Raw genomic sequence first — 15,846 nt, forward strand, 5'->3', positions numbered from 1 at the left:
GAGCGGCCCTTTCGACCGCCACGGCAACGCACGCGCCGCGCATTGGGGAGGCGTCTTCGCGATGGCGCTGTGCGTGTTTGCGCTGATCGCCTCCGAGTTCATGCCGGTGAGTCTGCTGACGCCGCTGGCGTCCGACCTCCAGGTCACCGAAGGCATGGCCGGACAGGGCATCGCAATCTCCGGCGCTTTCGCGGTACTCACAAGCCTGTGCATCCCAGCCATCGCAGTTCGAATCGATCGCAAGATGCTGCTGCTGGCGCTGACGGCGATGATGTGCCTCTCGGGGGCCATCGTCGCGCTCGCGCCGAACTATCAGGCATACATGGCCGGCCGGGTACTGATCGGCGTCGTCATCGGCGGCTTCTGGTCCATGTCGGCCGCCACCGCCATGCAGTTGGTACCGCCTGCCCAGGTGCCTCGCGCCCTGGCCATCTTCAATGGCGGCAATGCGCTGGCCACCGTCGTGGCAGCGCCACTGGGCAGCTATCTCGCTTCGATCGTCGGCTGGCGCGGCGCCTTCTTCTGCCTGGTGCCGCTCGCGATCGTTGCATTCATCTGGCAGTGGTTCAGTCTGCCGGCCATGCCCGCGCAGGCACGGACACAGCGCTCCAGCAACGCCTTGAGGCTACTCAAGCGCCCCGTGGTGGCGTTCGGAATGATGGCGGTGGGCATTTTCTTCATGGGCCAGTTCGCGCTTTTCACCTACCTTCGGCCCTTTCTCGAAACAGTGACGCGCGTCAATGCGTCGGCCTTGTCGCTCCTGCTGCTCGCAGTGGGCGTCGCAGGTTTCATCGGCACCACGGTCATCGGCCGATTTTTGAAGATGGATTTCTACGGCACGCTCGCGGTCATCCCTGTTCTGATGGCCGCTATCGCGGCGGCGCTCATCGCCGCAGGCTCTTCGGTGGTCGCCACGGCAGTTCTGCTGGGTGCCTGGGGGCTCGTAGCAACGGCCGCGCCGGTGGGCTGGTGGACTTGGGTCGCACGAACGCTCCCGGGGGACGCCGAGGCCGGCGGAGGGCTGATGGTGGCGGTGGTCCAGTTCGCTATCGCGCTGGGCTCCACCGCCGGTGGGGTGCTGTTCGATAGCAGGGGGTATCAGAGCACCTTCGCTTTCAGTGCCGGACTGCTGGTGGTTGGCGCGCTCCTGGTTATGGTGACAGCGCGGACGAATCGGACGCCGCCTTCGTGAGCTGTCGAGCTGTGGCTTATGCGGCGGGAAGAGGCTCAGGGCACCGCACAGGAATTCAGTTCGGCAATGAAAAAGGACGTCCGGTGATGAAACCGGACGCCCTTGGACGTTTTGTGAAATCGATCTAAAGAGGGGCTGTGCACCGCATGAATACTGGGCTTCGGCCAATTGGAAGAATCGGAATGGCTGGTTGCCCCTAATCGCATGACCGGCGGCAAGCCCCCGATTGACAAGCTCCGCGAGGGCAATGTCTCGCTGGTTAGGAGCGCGGCGGAAGGCGCATTGGACTACCCGTGAAGCTCGTCACCCCCAAGCTACGGGAGCGCGTCGTCGAGGCCCGTATCGGCCGACTGGCCACGCATCTTGCCGAGCCGGCACCGATCGACACCCGCCAACGCTGGCTTTGGATCAAGCCGCTTTTCAAGTCCTGCGGGAGCACTCCGTGTACTTTGTGCTGCCAACAATTTTGCAACGGCATTCGCAGAAGCCGTCGCGCGCGACCGTTTCGAAGGCAAGACGAGGCGTCTCCTCTATCGACCGCATCTGGAACAGCTGTGCGTGACATCGATCAGTTCGAGCCGCGAATTGACGCTGGTCGATCTGCGAGGTGCCGCCGTCTATGAAGTTGGGATCGATACGGATGCCAGCCGTGCACGCTCTCACGCCTCGGGGCAGGCGCTGTCGGAAGCGGTACACGCTGATATGCCCGATATCGACGGCATTCTCTTCAACTCGCGCTTGACCAGCGGTGACTGCATGGCCATCTACGATCGCACCTTCAAGGCCCTCTCCGGCAGCCCGCCGGTGGCGCTGGTCCAGGCAGCGCTGTTGCCAACCGAGCTTGCCCGCCTTGGCATTACGGTTCGGCGCAAGCGTGGATACGTGCAACCATGACGCGCGCCACCACAGGACACTGCCCATGATGCCAAGGCTGCGCATTCTTTCGGTGTGGCGTTCACGCCCGTTGCACAACACTCGGTCGGCTACGACTTCGGTATCCGTCACGCTTTCTGATCTGACGCTGGCGCAACGGCGTTGGACGCACTGCGGAAGAAGCGAAAGGCAATGCCCATGGAAGCCAAGAGTGCGTGCACCGCCGCCGAGCCGATTGCTCAATGAGCCATGCTGGCGGTACGTCTGCTGCACGCGGCACTCGCGCTTCTTTGCTCCGACCCGTTGCTGCCGCTCACACGTCCAGGTGAACGGCAGCTGTGCACAGCATCATCCGGTATTCGGCGGCTTTCGAACGTCTCGATTGGCGTAGCGCTGCCGAGATGAGCTGCAGCTTTCTGACATGCCACACTACTGCGACCGACTACCGCCTTACAGCCAATTGTGTTGAAAAACCCGAGTTGCAAATTGAGTTGTTGGAACACCGCTCTTGTCTCAGCCAAGGCTTTGGGGAAATGACCTTTGTTCGCGGCCAAACGCGAAGCGCTTCCCCCGCATCATGCCGGCATTGCCGCCACACCTTGCTTGGCGAACAACCGCTTGGCCATCCTTCGAAGGTTTTGTGAGGTTGCGGCCAACAGGAATTCGTCATGGGCTCCACTCAATCCTCGTAGGCGCAGTCGGTCCAGTTTGAGGATGCGCTTGAGATGCGCGAACAGCATTTCCACTTTCTTCCGATCACGTCGTGACTGCTTGTACTGCGGCGTGTCGGCAAGCTCGCGAGCGAAATCCCGTGATCGCTCATGCACGCTACGCGCGATCTTTCGGTTGGGCACTTTGGGGCAGCACTGTTGTTTCATCGGGCACCCGGCGCAGTCGTGCTGACTCGCGCTATAGAGGATCGTTCCGGCTTTGGTGATGCGCTCGCGCGGCTTGGTGAACTGGCGACGATCACTGAGTAGCGCGTGGCCTTGCGGGCAGCGGTATTCGTTGGCTTGCTCATTCCAGCGGAACTCACTGTTCGACAGCGTACCGTCTTTGCGCTCGCTCCTGTCCCACACCGGCACATGCGGCGTGATGCCCTTGTCTTCGACCATCCACCCGAGCAACGGGCCTGTTCCATACGCTGTATCGCCAACCAGGCGTCGAGGCTTCATACCGAAGCGGTCCTCTACGCGATCAACCATCGTCTTGGTCGATTCCACTTCAGCTGTGCGGTGCGCGGGCGTTGCCTCGACGTCCACGATGATCCCTTCGTGCAAGTCGATCAAGTAGTTCGTGGAGTAGGCGTAGAAGGCTGGGCCGCCTGGAGCGGCGGTCCATTGAGCTGCAGGATCGGTCAGCGAGATGTTTTTCTCCGAACTCGAGGGGGCCGGCGCGCCATCGGAATCATCAAGCGTCGGATTGCTCTCTTCCAAGGCGGCAAGGTATTCGCGCACAGCGCGGCTTGGACCATCGCCCTTGCTCCACTCGCTCGTGTCGGCTCCCACGCCGCCACGACCGCGCTTGGCGTCCGCCTTGATGATGCTGGCGTCCACCGCAAACCCTTCACCGCGTACAAGGCCTTCGCTCATGCAGCGCCGCAGCACGCTCTCGAAGACGTGGCGCAATGCATCGCTATCGCGGAAGCGCCCGTGCCGGTTCTTGGAGAAGGTCGAATGGTCGGGGATCGCGTCCTCCAGGCCAAGCCGACAGAACCATCGATAGGCCAGGTTCAAGTGGATCTCTTCGCAGAGGCGACGCTCGGAGCGAATTCCAAAGCAGTAGCCCACGACTAGCATGCGCATCATCAATTCGGGATCGATCGATGGCCGTCCCGTGTGACTATAAAAGGGCGCGAGGTGCTGGCGCAAATCGCTGACATCGAAGACCCGATCGATACCCCTCAGCAGGTGAGTTTGCGGAACATGATCGTCAAGGTTGAACGAGTAGAAGAGCTTGTCTTGCACGCCACCTTGATGACCCATCATGTCGATGCACTCCTCTGTGAGATGCAATCAACTTAGTCGACCTGGGCAGAATTGCCAGGGACTTTTTCAACACAATTAGCCAATAGCCGCCGCTCGGTGAGCCCGCCTCGAACGACGGCAACCAGAGTCTGAAGCAGCCATTGCAAAATCACACGCCAAGTTCACCACACATGGGCGACGCGTTGCAGTCGACCAAGCGAAGCTCTCTTGAGCATCTCAGCGCCTGATGGATCCTTGATTTTTCGATCGATACTGTACATGCTCGGTCAATGATCGCTGAACTTAAGACCCTCATCGCCGTTTGCAAGTACGGAACATTCGCGTCCGCTGGCGAGCACATCGGCCTGACGCAATCGGCGGTGAGCAGTCAGATCCGTCGGATTGAGGAGGGCCTTGGCTTCGCTCTGTTCGATCGAACCGGGCGCTCCGCCACCCTCAACGCCGCCGGTCGAACGGTCCTCGAGCGAGCGGAACTCATCTGCACGCTGTTTGCAAAGCTCGGCGATCCGCCCGATGAGCAGTCAACGCAAGGTCTTTTGCGCATTGGCGCGATTGCGTCGGCGCAGTCGACGCTGGTCGTGCGTGCGCTCGACCAGCTCCGCACGGCGCTCCCGCTGGTTCGGGTCCACGTGGCTCCCGGCGTGTCTCTTCGGTTGATGGACGATCTCGATGCCGGAAGCATCGACGCCGCCGTGATGATCCGGCCGCCCTTCGGCATGCCGCCTGACATGACATGGCAGGCGCTCGTCCACGAGCCTTTCGTGCTGATCGTCTCGAAGAATGTTTCGAGCAGCAAGGACTGGCGCGAATTGCTGCGGGTGCAGCCGTTCTTGCGATACGACCGCGTGTCTTTTGGCGGGCGAATGGCAGAAGGCTTCCTGCGGCGGCAAGCGATCAATGTGAAGGAGGCCATCGAGCTCGATGAGATCGCCGCACTCATCCAGCTCGTGGCGAACGGGATGGGCGTCGCGCTCGTCCCGCTCGTCGAAGCCCATTTGCCGTTGCCCGACACCGTCCGGGTGGTGTCGTTGGGCGAGCACACCTTCTATCGGGAGATCGGGCTGCTCCAGCGCCGGGGTCGAGCGAGCTCGCCGATCGTTGCCCATTTTTCGCGTTGCCTGGCGGAAGCTTCGGAGCCCCCCACCACAAAGGCAGGTACTCGGGGTGGCGCGGCGGGCAAGAAGCGGTCTACCCCTTTGCGTTCATGATGTCCTTCCAGCGCTCAGCGCGCCTCGTACCCTTCAAGGGGTTTGTCGGTGGGGTTCGCCCACGCGGCTTTGGTCATCTCGGTGGCGGGCAAGCCCACGATCACGTTCTGCGGCGGGATCGGCTTCAAGAACCACTTGTCGTAGATGCGCGCGGCGTCGCCGCTCTTCGCCAGCGACACGATGCTCTGGTCGACCACCTTCTTGAGCGCAGCATCGCCCTTGGGCAGCATGATGGCGATCGGTTCGGTGCTCAACACCTGGTCCAGCAATTTGTACTGCGCTGGGTCCCTGCTCTTCGAGATCAGCGTTGCGAGGATCTGTCCGTCGGCCACGAAGGCGTCGGCACGGCCGGTTTCCAGCAACAGAAAGCCTTCGCTGTTGTCTTTGGCGGTCAGCTCCGTCGCATCGCTCTTGAGCTTTCGCAGCAACTGCACGGAAGTGCTCCCCGTCGTCGCTACCACCGTCTTGCCGGCAAGCTGGGCCGTCGAGCGGATGCCGGAGGTCGATTTGACTGCCAGGCGCACGCCTTCCACGTAGAGCGTGGGCGCGAAGGCCACGTCCTTTTGACGCGCCGCGTTGTTGGTGGTGGTCCCGCATTCAATGTCGACCGTGCCGTTCTGCACGAGCGGGATGCGGTTCTGCGGCGTGACCAATTGGTACTTCACCTCCAGCTTGTCGAGCTGGATCGCCTTCTTGATGTCTGCGATGACGTGCTCGCAGATGTCGACATGGAAGCCGGTGTACTTGCCGGGGCCGAGCGCGAAAGACATCGCGCCGGAAGCGTCGCGCACGCCCATCGTGATCACGCCCGATTCCTTGATCTTCTTCAGGGTGTCTGTCTGCGCCGTAGCGGCACTCGCGCAGGTCAACAAGGCAGCGGCGACGCCTGCCAGGACCGGAAGTTGCTTTTGCATGATCTCGCCTTACTTTGCAAACAACGAGCCGAGATCGGCGAACGATTTCATCTCGATGGCGTTGCCCGACGGATCGAGGAAGAACATCGTGGCCTGTTCGCCGGCTTCACCCTTGAAGCGGATGTACGGCTCGATAACGAATTCCGTCTTGTTCGCGATCAGCCGGTCGGCCATGGCTTGCCACTTGTCCATCGGCAGGATGGCGCCGAAATGCTTGACCGGCACGTCTTGGCCATCGACGGCGCTGCTCTGCTTGTGGCCGCACTCATCGGGCGCCAGATGCGCAACGATCTGATGACCGTAGAAGTCGAAGTCGACCCACTCCGGCGCACTGCGGCCTTCAGGGCACCCCAGCAAATCGCCGTAGAACGTGCGGGCTTCTGCAATATCGCGAACCGGAAACGCGAGATGAAACGGAATGCGTTGGGATGTGTCGGTCATGGGGTCCTCGTGGTGCTGTGGTTCAGAATGACGCGACTTTAAAAAGCGGATCGCATAACCGAAAGCGATATAAATTCTCGCTAAGCAACACGTTTTGAAATGAATCAATGAACACGAGCAACTATCTTCCAGTGATCCTCGAGCACGCCAGCCGCCTGATCAACCACGGTCCCACGGTCTTGATCACGACTTACGACGGTACGCGCCGCAATGTGATGGCGGCCGCGTGGTCGATGCCCGTGGAGTTCACACCGCCGCGCATCGCAGTGGTCATTGACAAGAAGACCTACACCCGTGAATTGATCGCAGCCAGCGGCACGTTTGCGATCTGTTTACCGGGATCGACACTCATCGACCTGACGCATGCTGTTGGCAGCACCAGCGGACGAACCGTGGACAAGTTCAGTCATTTCGGTATCGCGACCGAGCTCAGCGCGTCGATGAATTTGCCAGTGTTGTCATCTGGCTGTTCCGCGTGGCTCGAATGCCGATTGATTCCGGAAAGGCACAGCGAAGATGCGTATGACACGTGCTTCGCAGAGGTTGTCGGAGCGGCCGCCGATCCGCGAATTTTCAGGGACGGTCACTGGCTGTTCGAGAGCGCCAACGCCGATCTGCAGACCATCCACCACCTTGGTGGTGGCAACTTCGTCTGCGCAGGGAACGTCATTCGCGCAGCGGGCCTGTAGGTCACCATGGAGTTACAGCAGTCTGAGAAAGCTGTGCATCGAGTTGAACCTCGGAAGTTCGTCGCACTGCCCGCCGGTCCTACTCCCGCTGCAATGCCCTCCAGATGCGGACTTGAAGAACCTTGCCTGCTACAAGTCGCGCCATCGCTTGAACCCGCAAAAGACTTATCAGCGTGCTGACGCTGCGGACATTGCGCGTCAGATCAAGCATGAGGGCTTCGCCGTATTTCTCCGGTCGTGCGAAAGTCGGGTTCGCCGATTTGAGGCGATCAGCACCAGCGGCCGACGGCAGTCACCTGGGGACATTGACGTCATCATTGGCTGTCGCTCATGAGCGTGCGGTCGCCGGCAGGCGCGTCAGAAGCCAGAAGGACGTGCCGGCGTACCTGATCGCTCGTGATGCGGTTCGCCGCCACAGACCGCTCCCCTCCCCATCGGCCCTGCGTCAGGACCGAGCTGACCTCTGGGCTCGGCGATCTTCTGAAATGCGGGTCGCAGGACTTCAAGGTGCCGGCACCGCGACGCGATTTGCCGGCACGATCTGCGCCTGATAGGAAAACACCTCCCGGCTGCGCGAATCGACCGTCACCTTCAACCAGTTCACATCGTTGTTGCCGTTCGCCTGGTTGTCGCCGAAAGTCTCCACACGCGTGAAGTTCTCCAGACGACGTCCCTGTGCATCAGCAGCGGCTTGTCGATGCGGTGATAGTGCGAGTCGCCATGCACGTAAGCCACGGGACGACGGAATGCGACGACCTCATCGCGCAGCGCCATCAGGTAGTCTTGGAAACCGTCGGGTTGCCCATCTGTTTGTGCCAGCGTCAGCGCATTGCGCAGCGGCGCGCGGGTGCCATCGGTCGCATCCCACCCCGGATTGGCCTGAGAAATGATCATCACGGCGGCCGACTGAAGCGCCGCCGCATAGCGGAACGACTCGCGCAGCCAGGCGATGTTCGCCTGATTGCGGGCCGTCCACTCGGCAGCGTCCGGCGCGGTATCGCAGAGGTTGTTGCACGAGCCCTGAACGTTGAGCGTGACGTACATGACGTCGCCTAGCGTCCAGCGGCGGTTTTCGACACATGGCACCGGGCCATTGACTCCGAGGCACAGGGGCGAAGTCTGCACCTCCTGGTGCATCCGCCGCTGCCCCAGCGAGTACGGGGTGCCGAAGAAAACCTTCCGCTCGTGGTCAAGACGCTCGCGCGAGGAGAAGCCACCATTTGCGGGACGATCGCAGTCCGTCCAGTCGTTGTCACCCGGGGTCAGCATCGCCGGTGCGCGCAACGCATTGAAGAAACCGAGCGCCTGGAGGTAGAGCGCATCGGTGCAGGTGGTGGGCGTCACTGATCCTGGCGTGCCGTTGCCGGCCTTGAGATCCCCGTCGTGGACACTGAAGGCAAGGTCCTGACGGTTCATGTCGGCGATCAAATTGGGCACACCGCTGAGTGCCTGGGCGTCGGAATATGGGAGGTCTCCCCACAATCCGATGGCGTACGGCTCAGAGCGGTCGTGCCGCTCGTCCCGCTGATCTGCGCTGGCGGCTCCCCCACCAGTCGCCAGCAGCACGCTCAGTGCGAGCGACAGAAGACGGCTCTTGTTCATGGGACTCCTTGAGAAAGGTCTTCGAAAGACGTGCAACGCAAAAGCAATCCCAGCAGTCTAGAAAGCAGTTTTGACGATTCGATGACCGAAGGGCGTGCTAAGCCGCGGAGCGCCAAGACGGCGCCCTCTGGCCTTTATGAATGACCTCGATGGCGCGACCAGCCCCAATGCTGATGAATATTTGAGTCGTGGCTCATCCGTCAGTACCTGGTCCCATCACCTTGGCGGCGCCCGACGTGAATTCTTCCGCTTTTGCTGAAGCTGCTGAGGGGTCGGCAGCCAACTCGCCATCGCTCACGACCACTCCAGTCATCGCGGAATCTCCGAGGGCTGCAAGAGCGCCTCGCAAAACGACCTTGGCCAACAAGACCGTGACGGTCAAGCCCTGCTCGAAAGGGCACGACCGGGAAGAAGGCTAAGCCAGTCAAGGCCAAGGACGCGCTCGCTGTACCGGCTCCGAAAACACTAGCATCGGCGGCACGCTCTGCAGACGAGCGCGCGCCGGACACCACCAAGAAGATGAAGCTTGTGCGAGACAGCTTCACGATCCGCATCAGGACTACGCGTTGATTGCATCTCTCAAGATGCGCGCCCTCGAATACAAGCGACCGGCGAAGAAGAGCGAGCTGCTACATGCCGGCCTGCATGCGTTGGCAAAGCTCACCCCACGCGAACTGGGCGGTGCACTGGACGCCCTCGCGCCTCTCAAGGCAGGTCGCCCAAAGAAGAACGCTGGCTGAGGTTGCCGCTGCCGGCGCGGCCTGGGTGGCCAAGAGTCGCGTTCAGGCGACCGGCGGTGGAGTCGTTGCGGCGGTCGGCGCTCCCCGGAAACTTTGACCGATTTCTACTGGACGAACGGTGGCGCCAAACGTTTCCCGATGGCCACCGCGTCAAGCGTGGGGGTGTTCTTAATGCAGGCCACAGAGTAGCGCGAAAATTGCTGCTCTGCAGCAAAAACGGACTGCGCCATGAAACGAAAGTCACCGGCAGAACGCATCCCTGTGACGGACCAGGTCGGCAAGCGACACGTAGTTGTGCGATACGTGGAGGTGGAGACCGACCTCGCCGCAGGAGAGCACCAGCCGACAATAGAGGCTTTTGAGTACCGCCTCGAGGCCGGCCGCAGTGTCACGCGCACGGGAGTCGGAACTTTTCAGACGGTCGACGGAGTGCTCATGCTGAAAGTCCTCGAGCCGTAGGCATTTCTTGCGCTTGAGCGCTGCCCTGACCCGGCGTGGACAAACCGAGGCTCGTCAGGATGGAATTCACCACGCCCTTGTTGCAGAGGATCAGCATCCATGCATAGGCTCGCGTGACGCCGCCCGAGAGAAACGTGGCGACCAGCCCGAACAGGATGGTGTTGCGCACGAGCGGCGACGGCGAACGCGCGAGCACGTACGCCAGGGGGAAGCCGAGCAGGATCGCCAATGCCGTGACCTTCACCGCGATCATGAAGGTCTGGAAGGCCACGTGCCGCGCATAGTCGGAGCCGAGAGCCTTGACGTAGTTGTCCAGCGTCATCGGCCCGCCGAAACTCGCGCCGCCCGGGTCCTGCTTCAGGAAGCTGATGCCGATAAAGGACACGAGGCTGATGGCGAAGCGCTAGCCTCTGATGTGCTCGACCGGATAATCCTCCAACTTTTAGAAGGAACCTCAGTTTGAACAAGACAGAACTTATCGCCGCCATCGCTGCGGACACGGAACTCAGCAAGGCCGATGCCGGTCGTGTACTTGATTCAGCACTTGAAAATTTGACGCAGGCATTGGCGCGCGGCGAAACAGTGCAACTCATCGGGTTCGGCAATTTCGCCGTGGCGAGCCGCGCCGAGCGCGCCGGCCGCAATCCTTCGACCGGCGAGACGATGACGATCAAGGCGAGCAAGGCCCCAAAGTTCACGGCAGGCAAAGCCCTGAAGGATGCTGTCAACGCAGCCAAATGACCCTTCGGCATAACCTGCCGCTRCCACTCGAGCCTTTGACAAGCGTCGCCGAAGGGAGGACAAAAGCACTGGGCCTCTCTTGCGCCATGACTGGGCATCGTAGCCCTCGCGCGAAAACTTGCGATTGCGCTGTGGCTTATTTGCAGCACGGCGAGATACCGACCGAGGCCTTGCTAAAGCAGGCCACAGCCTGAGCCGGGCTTGGTGACAATGCATTCATGATCAAGGTCGACGCGCCCGCGAAGCAGGCGGGTCACGCCATAGGTGGTCGTCCAAGTGGGGCGCGCCGGTGGCTGGGTTTGTCAGTGCGCTTCGCGCGCATGCAGCATGAGGTGAAGGATGTTCACATCCTCACGGATAGAAGGTCGTCCGAGCACTGACCCGAACACTTGCGATACCCCGACCTCGCGACTGAGATGCATCTCGAATGCCATGCCATCGCCATTCGTTCCGCGACATCTTGGTGCCGTCATGAACTATCGCCGTTGATCCGAAAGACTTGACAAAGAAGTCCCCATGGAAGGCCTACGTGCGATCGCATTTTCGATCCGTGCGCAATCGACAAGCGGCCCAACGTAGCGCGCCGTGTCTTTTGACCGGCAAGTCAGCGCAACCTGGCTCCGCGGTGCCATCGGAGGCCTCATGCGGTCGAATGTCACAGCATCTAAGCCCGCCCCTTCCCAACAACCGGTGTGGCGCGTACTTCTGCTCCGCAGCGGTTGCAGTCCTTGCGCCGATGCGCGCGTACTACCGTAGTCGGCCCGGAAGCGGCTGGCTGCGGATTGTTCACCAGCACCCGATCAGTGCGCACGCGCTTCAATGTGATCGCGGCCTGCGAATCGCCTCCCCTGCCCCGCTTTTTGCCGTCCGTCCAGGCCGGGGCGTTCAACTTCCGGTCGATAACTGCCGAAGGCCACCATGATCAACGTGGGATTGCGGCCAATATCGTCGCTGCAAGCGCCTCGTAGTCGCCGCCGAAGTGATGGCCCCCGGGCATCGCGATGGTGTGCGCGCCGGCACTCTCCAGCAGCGGGCACAGGGAGTCCTTTCGTTCTTCGGTTCCATAAATGCACAGCGTGGCCTTCGCCGGCATGTTTCGCGCTTCGGGGGCGATCGGGCGATCGCCGCTCTTGCCGATCCAATTGCTCAGGTGAAACTCGAACGAAGCCTTCTCCCCAGGCCCGAGAAGCGCGGTGAGGCGTACCTGGGCGCGTGTGGGCGCCGGCAGGCGGTTGAGCGCGAAGGGCAGGACGTCGGCCCCTTGGGAATAGCCGATCAAGACGACTTCACTTCGCCTCCAACGCGCCGCGTAGTGGCGAATCACCCGGTCGAGGTCGACGGCAATGCCTTCTGGCGTGCGCGCGGACCAGAAGTAGCGCAATGAATCGATACCGACGACGGGTACGCCGCTCTCTGCGAGCGACGCTGCGACGCCCTTGTCGATGCCCGCCCAGCCGCCGTCGCCCGAAATCATCACCGCGAAGCGAGTGCCTTCCCTGCCGGCCGGTACTTCGGTGATCGGCAAGTCCGCAAGTTCGGCGGGCGGCCCTTCGGGGGCCGCGCCGCTCTTGGCGAGTTGCTCGAATGCAGCCTGGAACCCAGCAGGCAGCTCCTGGGTGCTCGACCCGCCGCTTGCCGTAGGGGCGACCCACGTGGCCCCAGGCACCTTGCGCATGAACGCCTCGGCCTCTGCGGCACAGGACGGCGGCACTTCGCCTTGCAACACGCTCCAGGGTGCCGTCAGACGCGGGCCGGCCTCGAAGTCGACACCGCCGGCAACGCGATGCCATCGCAGCGATCCTTCAGCGCACAACGGCATCGGCAGTGCCAGCCGGGGACAGAAATCGAGCGACACGGCGCCCGCGAAGGTATCGGCCGGCGCCTGCGCGAGCAACCCATAGACGAATGCACCGCCCTTTCCTGTGCCTACCAGCAGCGGCTCGAGGTACACAGGCAACTTCTCGTAGGCCTGCACGTAGCGCGCGAAATTCTCGATACCGCCCGGTCCGTGGACGCACTCGCGGCTCACCGCCGCGATGCCGTCATAGAAGGCGCCAAGAGGCACGACGAGCACCATCGCACCCTTGCCGACCATCCACCGCACGAGCTTCTGATCCTTCGCGTTCGGCGCGGAAGTGCCGGAGAAGAGAAGCACGAACTGCCGAACCTGTCCCGACGGACGAAAAACCGGGATGTCCACGAATACGCCATGCGAGATGGTGTGAGCGGGCTTGAGCATGGCCGTTGAGTCTCGCGTCTGCGCGCCGGCGAACTGCAGCAAACCCGCGAAGATGAGCGCGGCAAGGCCAAGCGCCCTCAGGCCACGCACGCGCGCAATCCAACCGTTCATTTCGTGATCACTCCCTTGGCGCCGCCGCCGATCAAAGCCGCCAGGTCGATCAGCACGAGCAGAGGCGACACACCGCCCGGGGCGGCCAGGTAGCGCGCCTCCCAGACGGGTTCGAACTTATCCTTGAAACTGTACAGACCCCGGAAGTTGTAGAAGCGCTCGCCATAGTCGAAGAGAACGCGCCCGAGCCGCTGCCACCTGGGTGCATTCTGGCGCGTCGCCATGCCGGCCATGGGCGACATCCCCAGGCCGAACTGCCGGAACCCTTCGGCCTGCAGGTGGAGCAGGATCTTTGCAAACATGAAGTCCATGGTGCCTGGCGGCGAATCGGGCAGATGACGCATGAGGTCCACGCAGGCCTCCTGCGCCGCGTCCGTGATGAACAGCGTCGCAAACGCAATGATGCGCCCCTCATGCCGCACCACCGCGACGGGACAGGGCGGCAGGCGATCGGGCTCGAAGCGCCCGACCGAGAAGCCCTTTTCGCGGGTGTTCTGCTTCTCCAGCCATGCGTCGGACACCTTCTGCAGCTCGGGCATGACGCTTTTCGCCTCTTCGGGCGAGAGCACCTCGAAGGACAAGCCTTCACGCTGCCCTCGATTCATCCCCGAGCGCAGGTTGGCCCTTCGGGCGCCCTTGAGGCTGAAGCCGGGCAGGTCGATGTGCGCGTACTCGCCCAGCTTGAAGACCTGCAGACCACAATCCAGGTACAGGGGCAAGCTCGCTGGCTCGACCTGATAGAAGGCCGGCCGACCACCATGGGCAGTTGCAAGTTCGACAAACGTCCAGATCAGGTCGGGCCACTCGCCCGCTTGCCCGAAGGGGCCGAAGAGCGCTATCCACGATCGGCCACGCTTGCCGTACATGAGGAAGCTCTTGGCCGTCGGCGAGAACAGCAGGTGCTTGTCTCCCATCAGCGCCATCCAGCCTTGCGGCGCCGAACCGGCTCGGACGATGGCGGCCGCACAATCGATCTCGTCATCCGACGGCGAAGCCACCTCCCCTGCAGGAGGGCGCAACAGTTGCCACAGTCCGAATGTGAGTGCAATCAACGCCGCCCCTAGCAGCGCGCGCAGCGAACGCGGCGCCTGCGCATCGAGTTCGAACTGCCACCATAGCCCGCGCGTGTAGCTCACCTCCTGATAAGCGAACAGAAGGATCCAGACGCACGCTGCCAGGACCGCAGCCAGTGCGAGAAGCCATCCCGGCTCCAGGCGTTGGGAGAACAGCGACGAGGGACGATCGAACTCGCGTCGGGAGACCCACAGCAAAATCGCGAGCACCGACATCAGAGCGGCCTCGTTCAACGCGATGCCCTTGGGCAGCGCAAGAACGCCGGAAACGACGGCCAGCACCAGCGCAACCCACCACGCGCCGTCAAGCCGATGGAACAGCCCGCGAGCCACCAGGAGAAAGCCAAGGCCGGCAACACTGCCTAGAAAGTGCGATGCCTCTATCAGAGGCAACGGGACCTTCAAGGCTTCGAGCAAATCCCGCGCGTCCTCGGTCAGCGGCGTCACACCCGACACCAGCAGCCAGACGCCCGCGACCAACGCCAAGGCAGTCAGCAGGCGAGGGCTCAGGCGCATCGCTGCACGACCCACCGGGGCCGCGACGCCGGAGCGCAACTCGTAGGTCAGCACGATCGCTGTCGCCACGACCAGCGGGATCACGTAGTAGATGCCGCGATTGAGGAGCAACGCGCCGAGCATGGCTTCGGTCGAAACGTGCGGGCCACTCACCAACAGCATGACCGCCTCGAAAACTCCCACGCCGCCCGGCACATGGCTCACGATCGCTGCCGCAATGGCGATCGCATAGAAGCTGACGAAGGTGGGCAGCGGAATGCGATCCGCCGGCAACAAGAACCACAGTGCCGACGCCGAGGCAGTCAGTTCCAGGGCTGATATCGCCAACTGGCGCACCGCAAGTCCGATCGGCGGGAGCCGCAGTGTCCATCGCGCTCCGAGCTTGAGCGCTCGCCGTCCAACGCAAAGCGAGAGAAAAGCGCCCAGACCGAGCAGCGTCAGTCCTGCGGCCGATCGCAAGAAGGAAGATGGCAGGCGCAGCAATGGCGCGACGTCGGGTGCGCCCCAGAGGATGGCAACCGCTCCGAACGCGGAGATGCCCAAGCCAAAAGCCAAGGCGTTGAACGCGATCACCTGCGCAATCTGCTGTGGCGTCAGCCCGGCGGCTGTGTATATCCGCGTGCGGACGGCACCGCCCGTCAAAGGACCGAAACCGATGGTGTTCGAAAGCGCGTAAGCGACAAAGGAAGTCAGCAAGACTGTCGATGGCTTGATGCGGGCGCCTGCGTAGGAGAGAGACGAGAAGTCGTACCCCGTCAGGATCAGATAGCTCGCAGCGGTCGCCGCCAATGCAAGACCGATGCGAAGGTCCGGCGTTGCAGTGATTGCCTGCATCACGCTGGCGTAACGCACCTCACTCAACAAGCCGTGAAGTGCCTTGCCAATCAGCACGCACAGTAGCGCGGCCAGCACCACCATCAGCCATGGCTTGAGCCGTGGCCAGGCATTGGCGAATCTGTAACTCAGCAGCGAGAGACCTCTGGGGATGGCAGCTTCGGATTCGATCACGACAAGATGCTGGTTTCCAGAATGCCTCGCATTATGAGTCACCTGCGCACTC

14 protein-coding genes are annotated in these 15,846 nt (G+C 62.2%); 7 read left to right on the plus strand and 7 right to left on the minus strand.

Annotated elements, in window-relative coordinates; genetic code table 11:
* The first annotated feature begins 61 nt into the window (after positions 1 to 61).
* Together AC1DMA_RS22765 and AC1DMA_RS22770 are read left to right on the plus strand one after the other, a co-directional pair.
* Complete coding sequence (locus AC1DMA_RS22765) at positions 62 to 1,192, plus strand: MFS transporter (RefSeq protein WP_478145744.1); 1,131 nt, start codon at positions 62 to 64, stop codon at positions 1,190 to 1,192.
* Positions 1,193 to 1,750: 558 nt separating this feature from the next.
* Positions 1,751 to 2,086, plus strand: a complete 336-nt coding sequence (locus AC1DMA_RS22770; RefSeq protein WP_478126779.1) for an RES family NAD+ phosphorylase — start codon at positions 1,751 to 1,753, stop codon at positions 2,084 to 2,086.
* Positions 2,087 to 2,640: 554 nt separating this feature from the next.
* Here the strand turns inward: AC1DMA_RS22770 and AC1DMA_RS22775 are convergent.
* Complete coding sequence (locus AC1DMA_RS22775; protein ID WP_478145590.1) at positions 2,641 to 4,053, minus strand: transposase; 1,413 nt, start codon at positions 4,051 to 4,053, stop codon at positions 2,641 to 2,643.
* Positions 4,054 to 4,322: 269 nt separating this feature from the next.
* On the opposite strand from AC1DMA_RS22775, the gene AC1DMA_RS22780 reads away from it, so the two are divergent.
* Positions 4,323 to 5,261: a LysR family transcriptional regulator gene (locus AC1DMA_RS22780; protein WP_478145591.1), complete on the plus strand. Its 939-nt coding sequence runs from the start codon at positions 4,323 to 4,325 to the stop codon at positions 5,259 to 5,261.
* A gap of 14 nt (positions 5,262 to 5,275) precedes the next feature.
* Here the strand turns inward: AC1DMA_RS22780 and AC1DMA_RS22785 are convergent, their stop codons facing one another.
* Together AC1DMA_RS22785 and AC1DMA_RS22790 are read right to left on the minus strand one after the other, a co-directional pair.
* Complete coding sequence (locus AC1DMA_RS22785) at positions 5,276 to 6,175, minus strand: amino acid ABC transporter substrate-binding protein (protein WP_478145592.1); 900 nt, start codon at positions 6,173 to 6,175, stop codon at positions 5,276 to 5,278.
* 9 nt (positions 6,176 to 6,184) lie between these two features.
* A complete protein-coding gene (locus tag AC1DMA_RS22790) occupies positions 6,185 to 6,616 on the minus strand; it encodes a VOC family protein (RefSeq protein WP_478126782.1) in 432 nt (143 codons plus the stop codon).
* Between the two features lie 107 nt (positions 6,617 to 6,723).
* On the opposite strand from AC1DMA_RS22790, the gene AC1DMA_RS22795 reads away from it, so the two are divergent.
* Positions 6,724 to 7,305 carry a flavin reductase family protein gene (locus AC1DMA_RS22795; protein WP_478145593.1) on the plus strand — a complete coding sequence of 194 codons (582 nt, stop codon included), beginning with the start codon at positions 6,724 to 6,726 and terminating at the stop codon, positions 7,303 to 7,305.
* 600 nt (positions 7,306 to 7,905) lie between these two features.
* Here the strand turns inward: AC1DMA_RS22795 and AC1DMA_RS22800 are convergent.
* Positions 7,906 to 8,907 (minus strand): hypothetical protein, encoded by a 1,002-nt coding sequence (locus AC1DMA_RS22800; RefSeq protein ID WP_478145594.1) that lies wholly within the window; start codon positions 8,905 to 8,907, stop codon positions 7,906 to 7,908.
* A 566-nt stretch (positions 8,908 to 9,473) separates the two neighbouring features.
* Between AC1DMA_RS22800 and AC1DMA_RS22805 the strand changes: the two genes are divergently transcribed.
* A complete protein-coding gene (locus AC1DMA_RS22805; protein ID WP_478126785.1) occupies positions 9,474 to 9,647 on the plus strand; it encodes a hypothetical protein in 174 nt (57 codons plus the stop codon).
* A gap of 228 nt (positions 9,648 to 9,875) precedes the next feature.
* Entirely contained in the window at positions 9,876 to 10,106 is a 231-nt protein-coding gene (locus AC1DMA_RS22810; RefSeq protein WP_478126786.1) for a hypothetical protein, read from the plus strand.
* Here the strand turns inward: AC1DMA_RS22810 and AC1DMA_RS22815 are convergent.
* Entirely contained in the window at positions 10,081 to 10,491 is a 411-nt protein-coding gene (locus AC1DMA_RS22815; protein ID WP_478145595.1) for a hypothetical protein, read from the minus strand. The two genes, AC1DMA_RS22810 and AC1DMA_RS22815, sit on opposite strands and share 26 nt — an antisense overlap.
* A 74-nt stretch (positions 10,492 to 10,565) precedes the next feature.
* Between AC1DMA_RS22815 and AC1DMA_RS22820 the strand changes: the two genes are divergently transcribed.
* Positions 10,566 to 10,847 carry an HU family DNA-binding protein gene (locus AC1DMA_RS22820; RefSeq protein ID WP_478126788.1) on the plus strand — a complete coding sequence of 94 codons (282 nt, stop codon included), beginning with the start codon at positions 10,566 to 10,568 and terminating at the stop codon, positions 10,845 to 10,847.
* Positions 10,848 to 11,769: 922 nt separating this feature from the next.
* Here AC1DMA_RS22820 and AC1DMA_RS22825 read toward each other — a convergent pair.
* Together AC1DMA_RS22825 and mprF are read right to left on the minus strand one after the other, a co-directional pair.
* Entirely contained in the window at positions 11,770 to 13,197 is a 1,428-nt protein-coding gene (locus AC1DMA_RS22825) for a virulence factor family protein (RefSeq protein ID WP_478145596.1), read from the minus strand.
* Positions 13,194 to 15,794, minus strand: a complete 2,601-nt coding sequence (mprF, locus tag AC1DMA_RS22830) for a bifunctional lysylphosphatidylglycerol flippase/synthetase MprF (protein ID WP_478145597.1) — start codon at positions 15,792 to 15,794, stop codon at positions 13,194 to 13,196. Before mprF ends, AC1DMA_RS22825 begins: the two co-directional genes overlap by 4 nt.
* Between the last annotated feature and the right edge of the window lie 52 nt (positions 15,795 to 15,846).

The organism is Variovorax sp. 05N34, assembly GCF_056397405.1.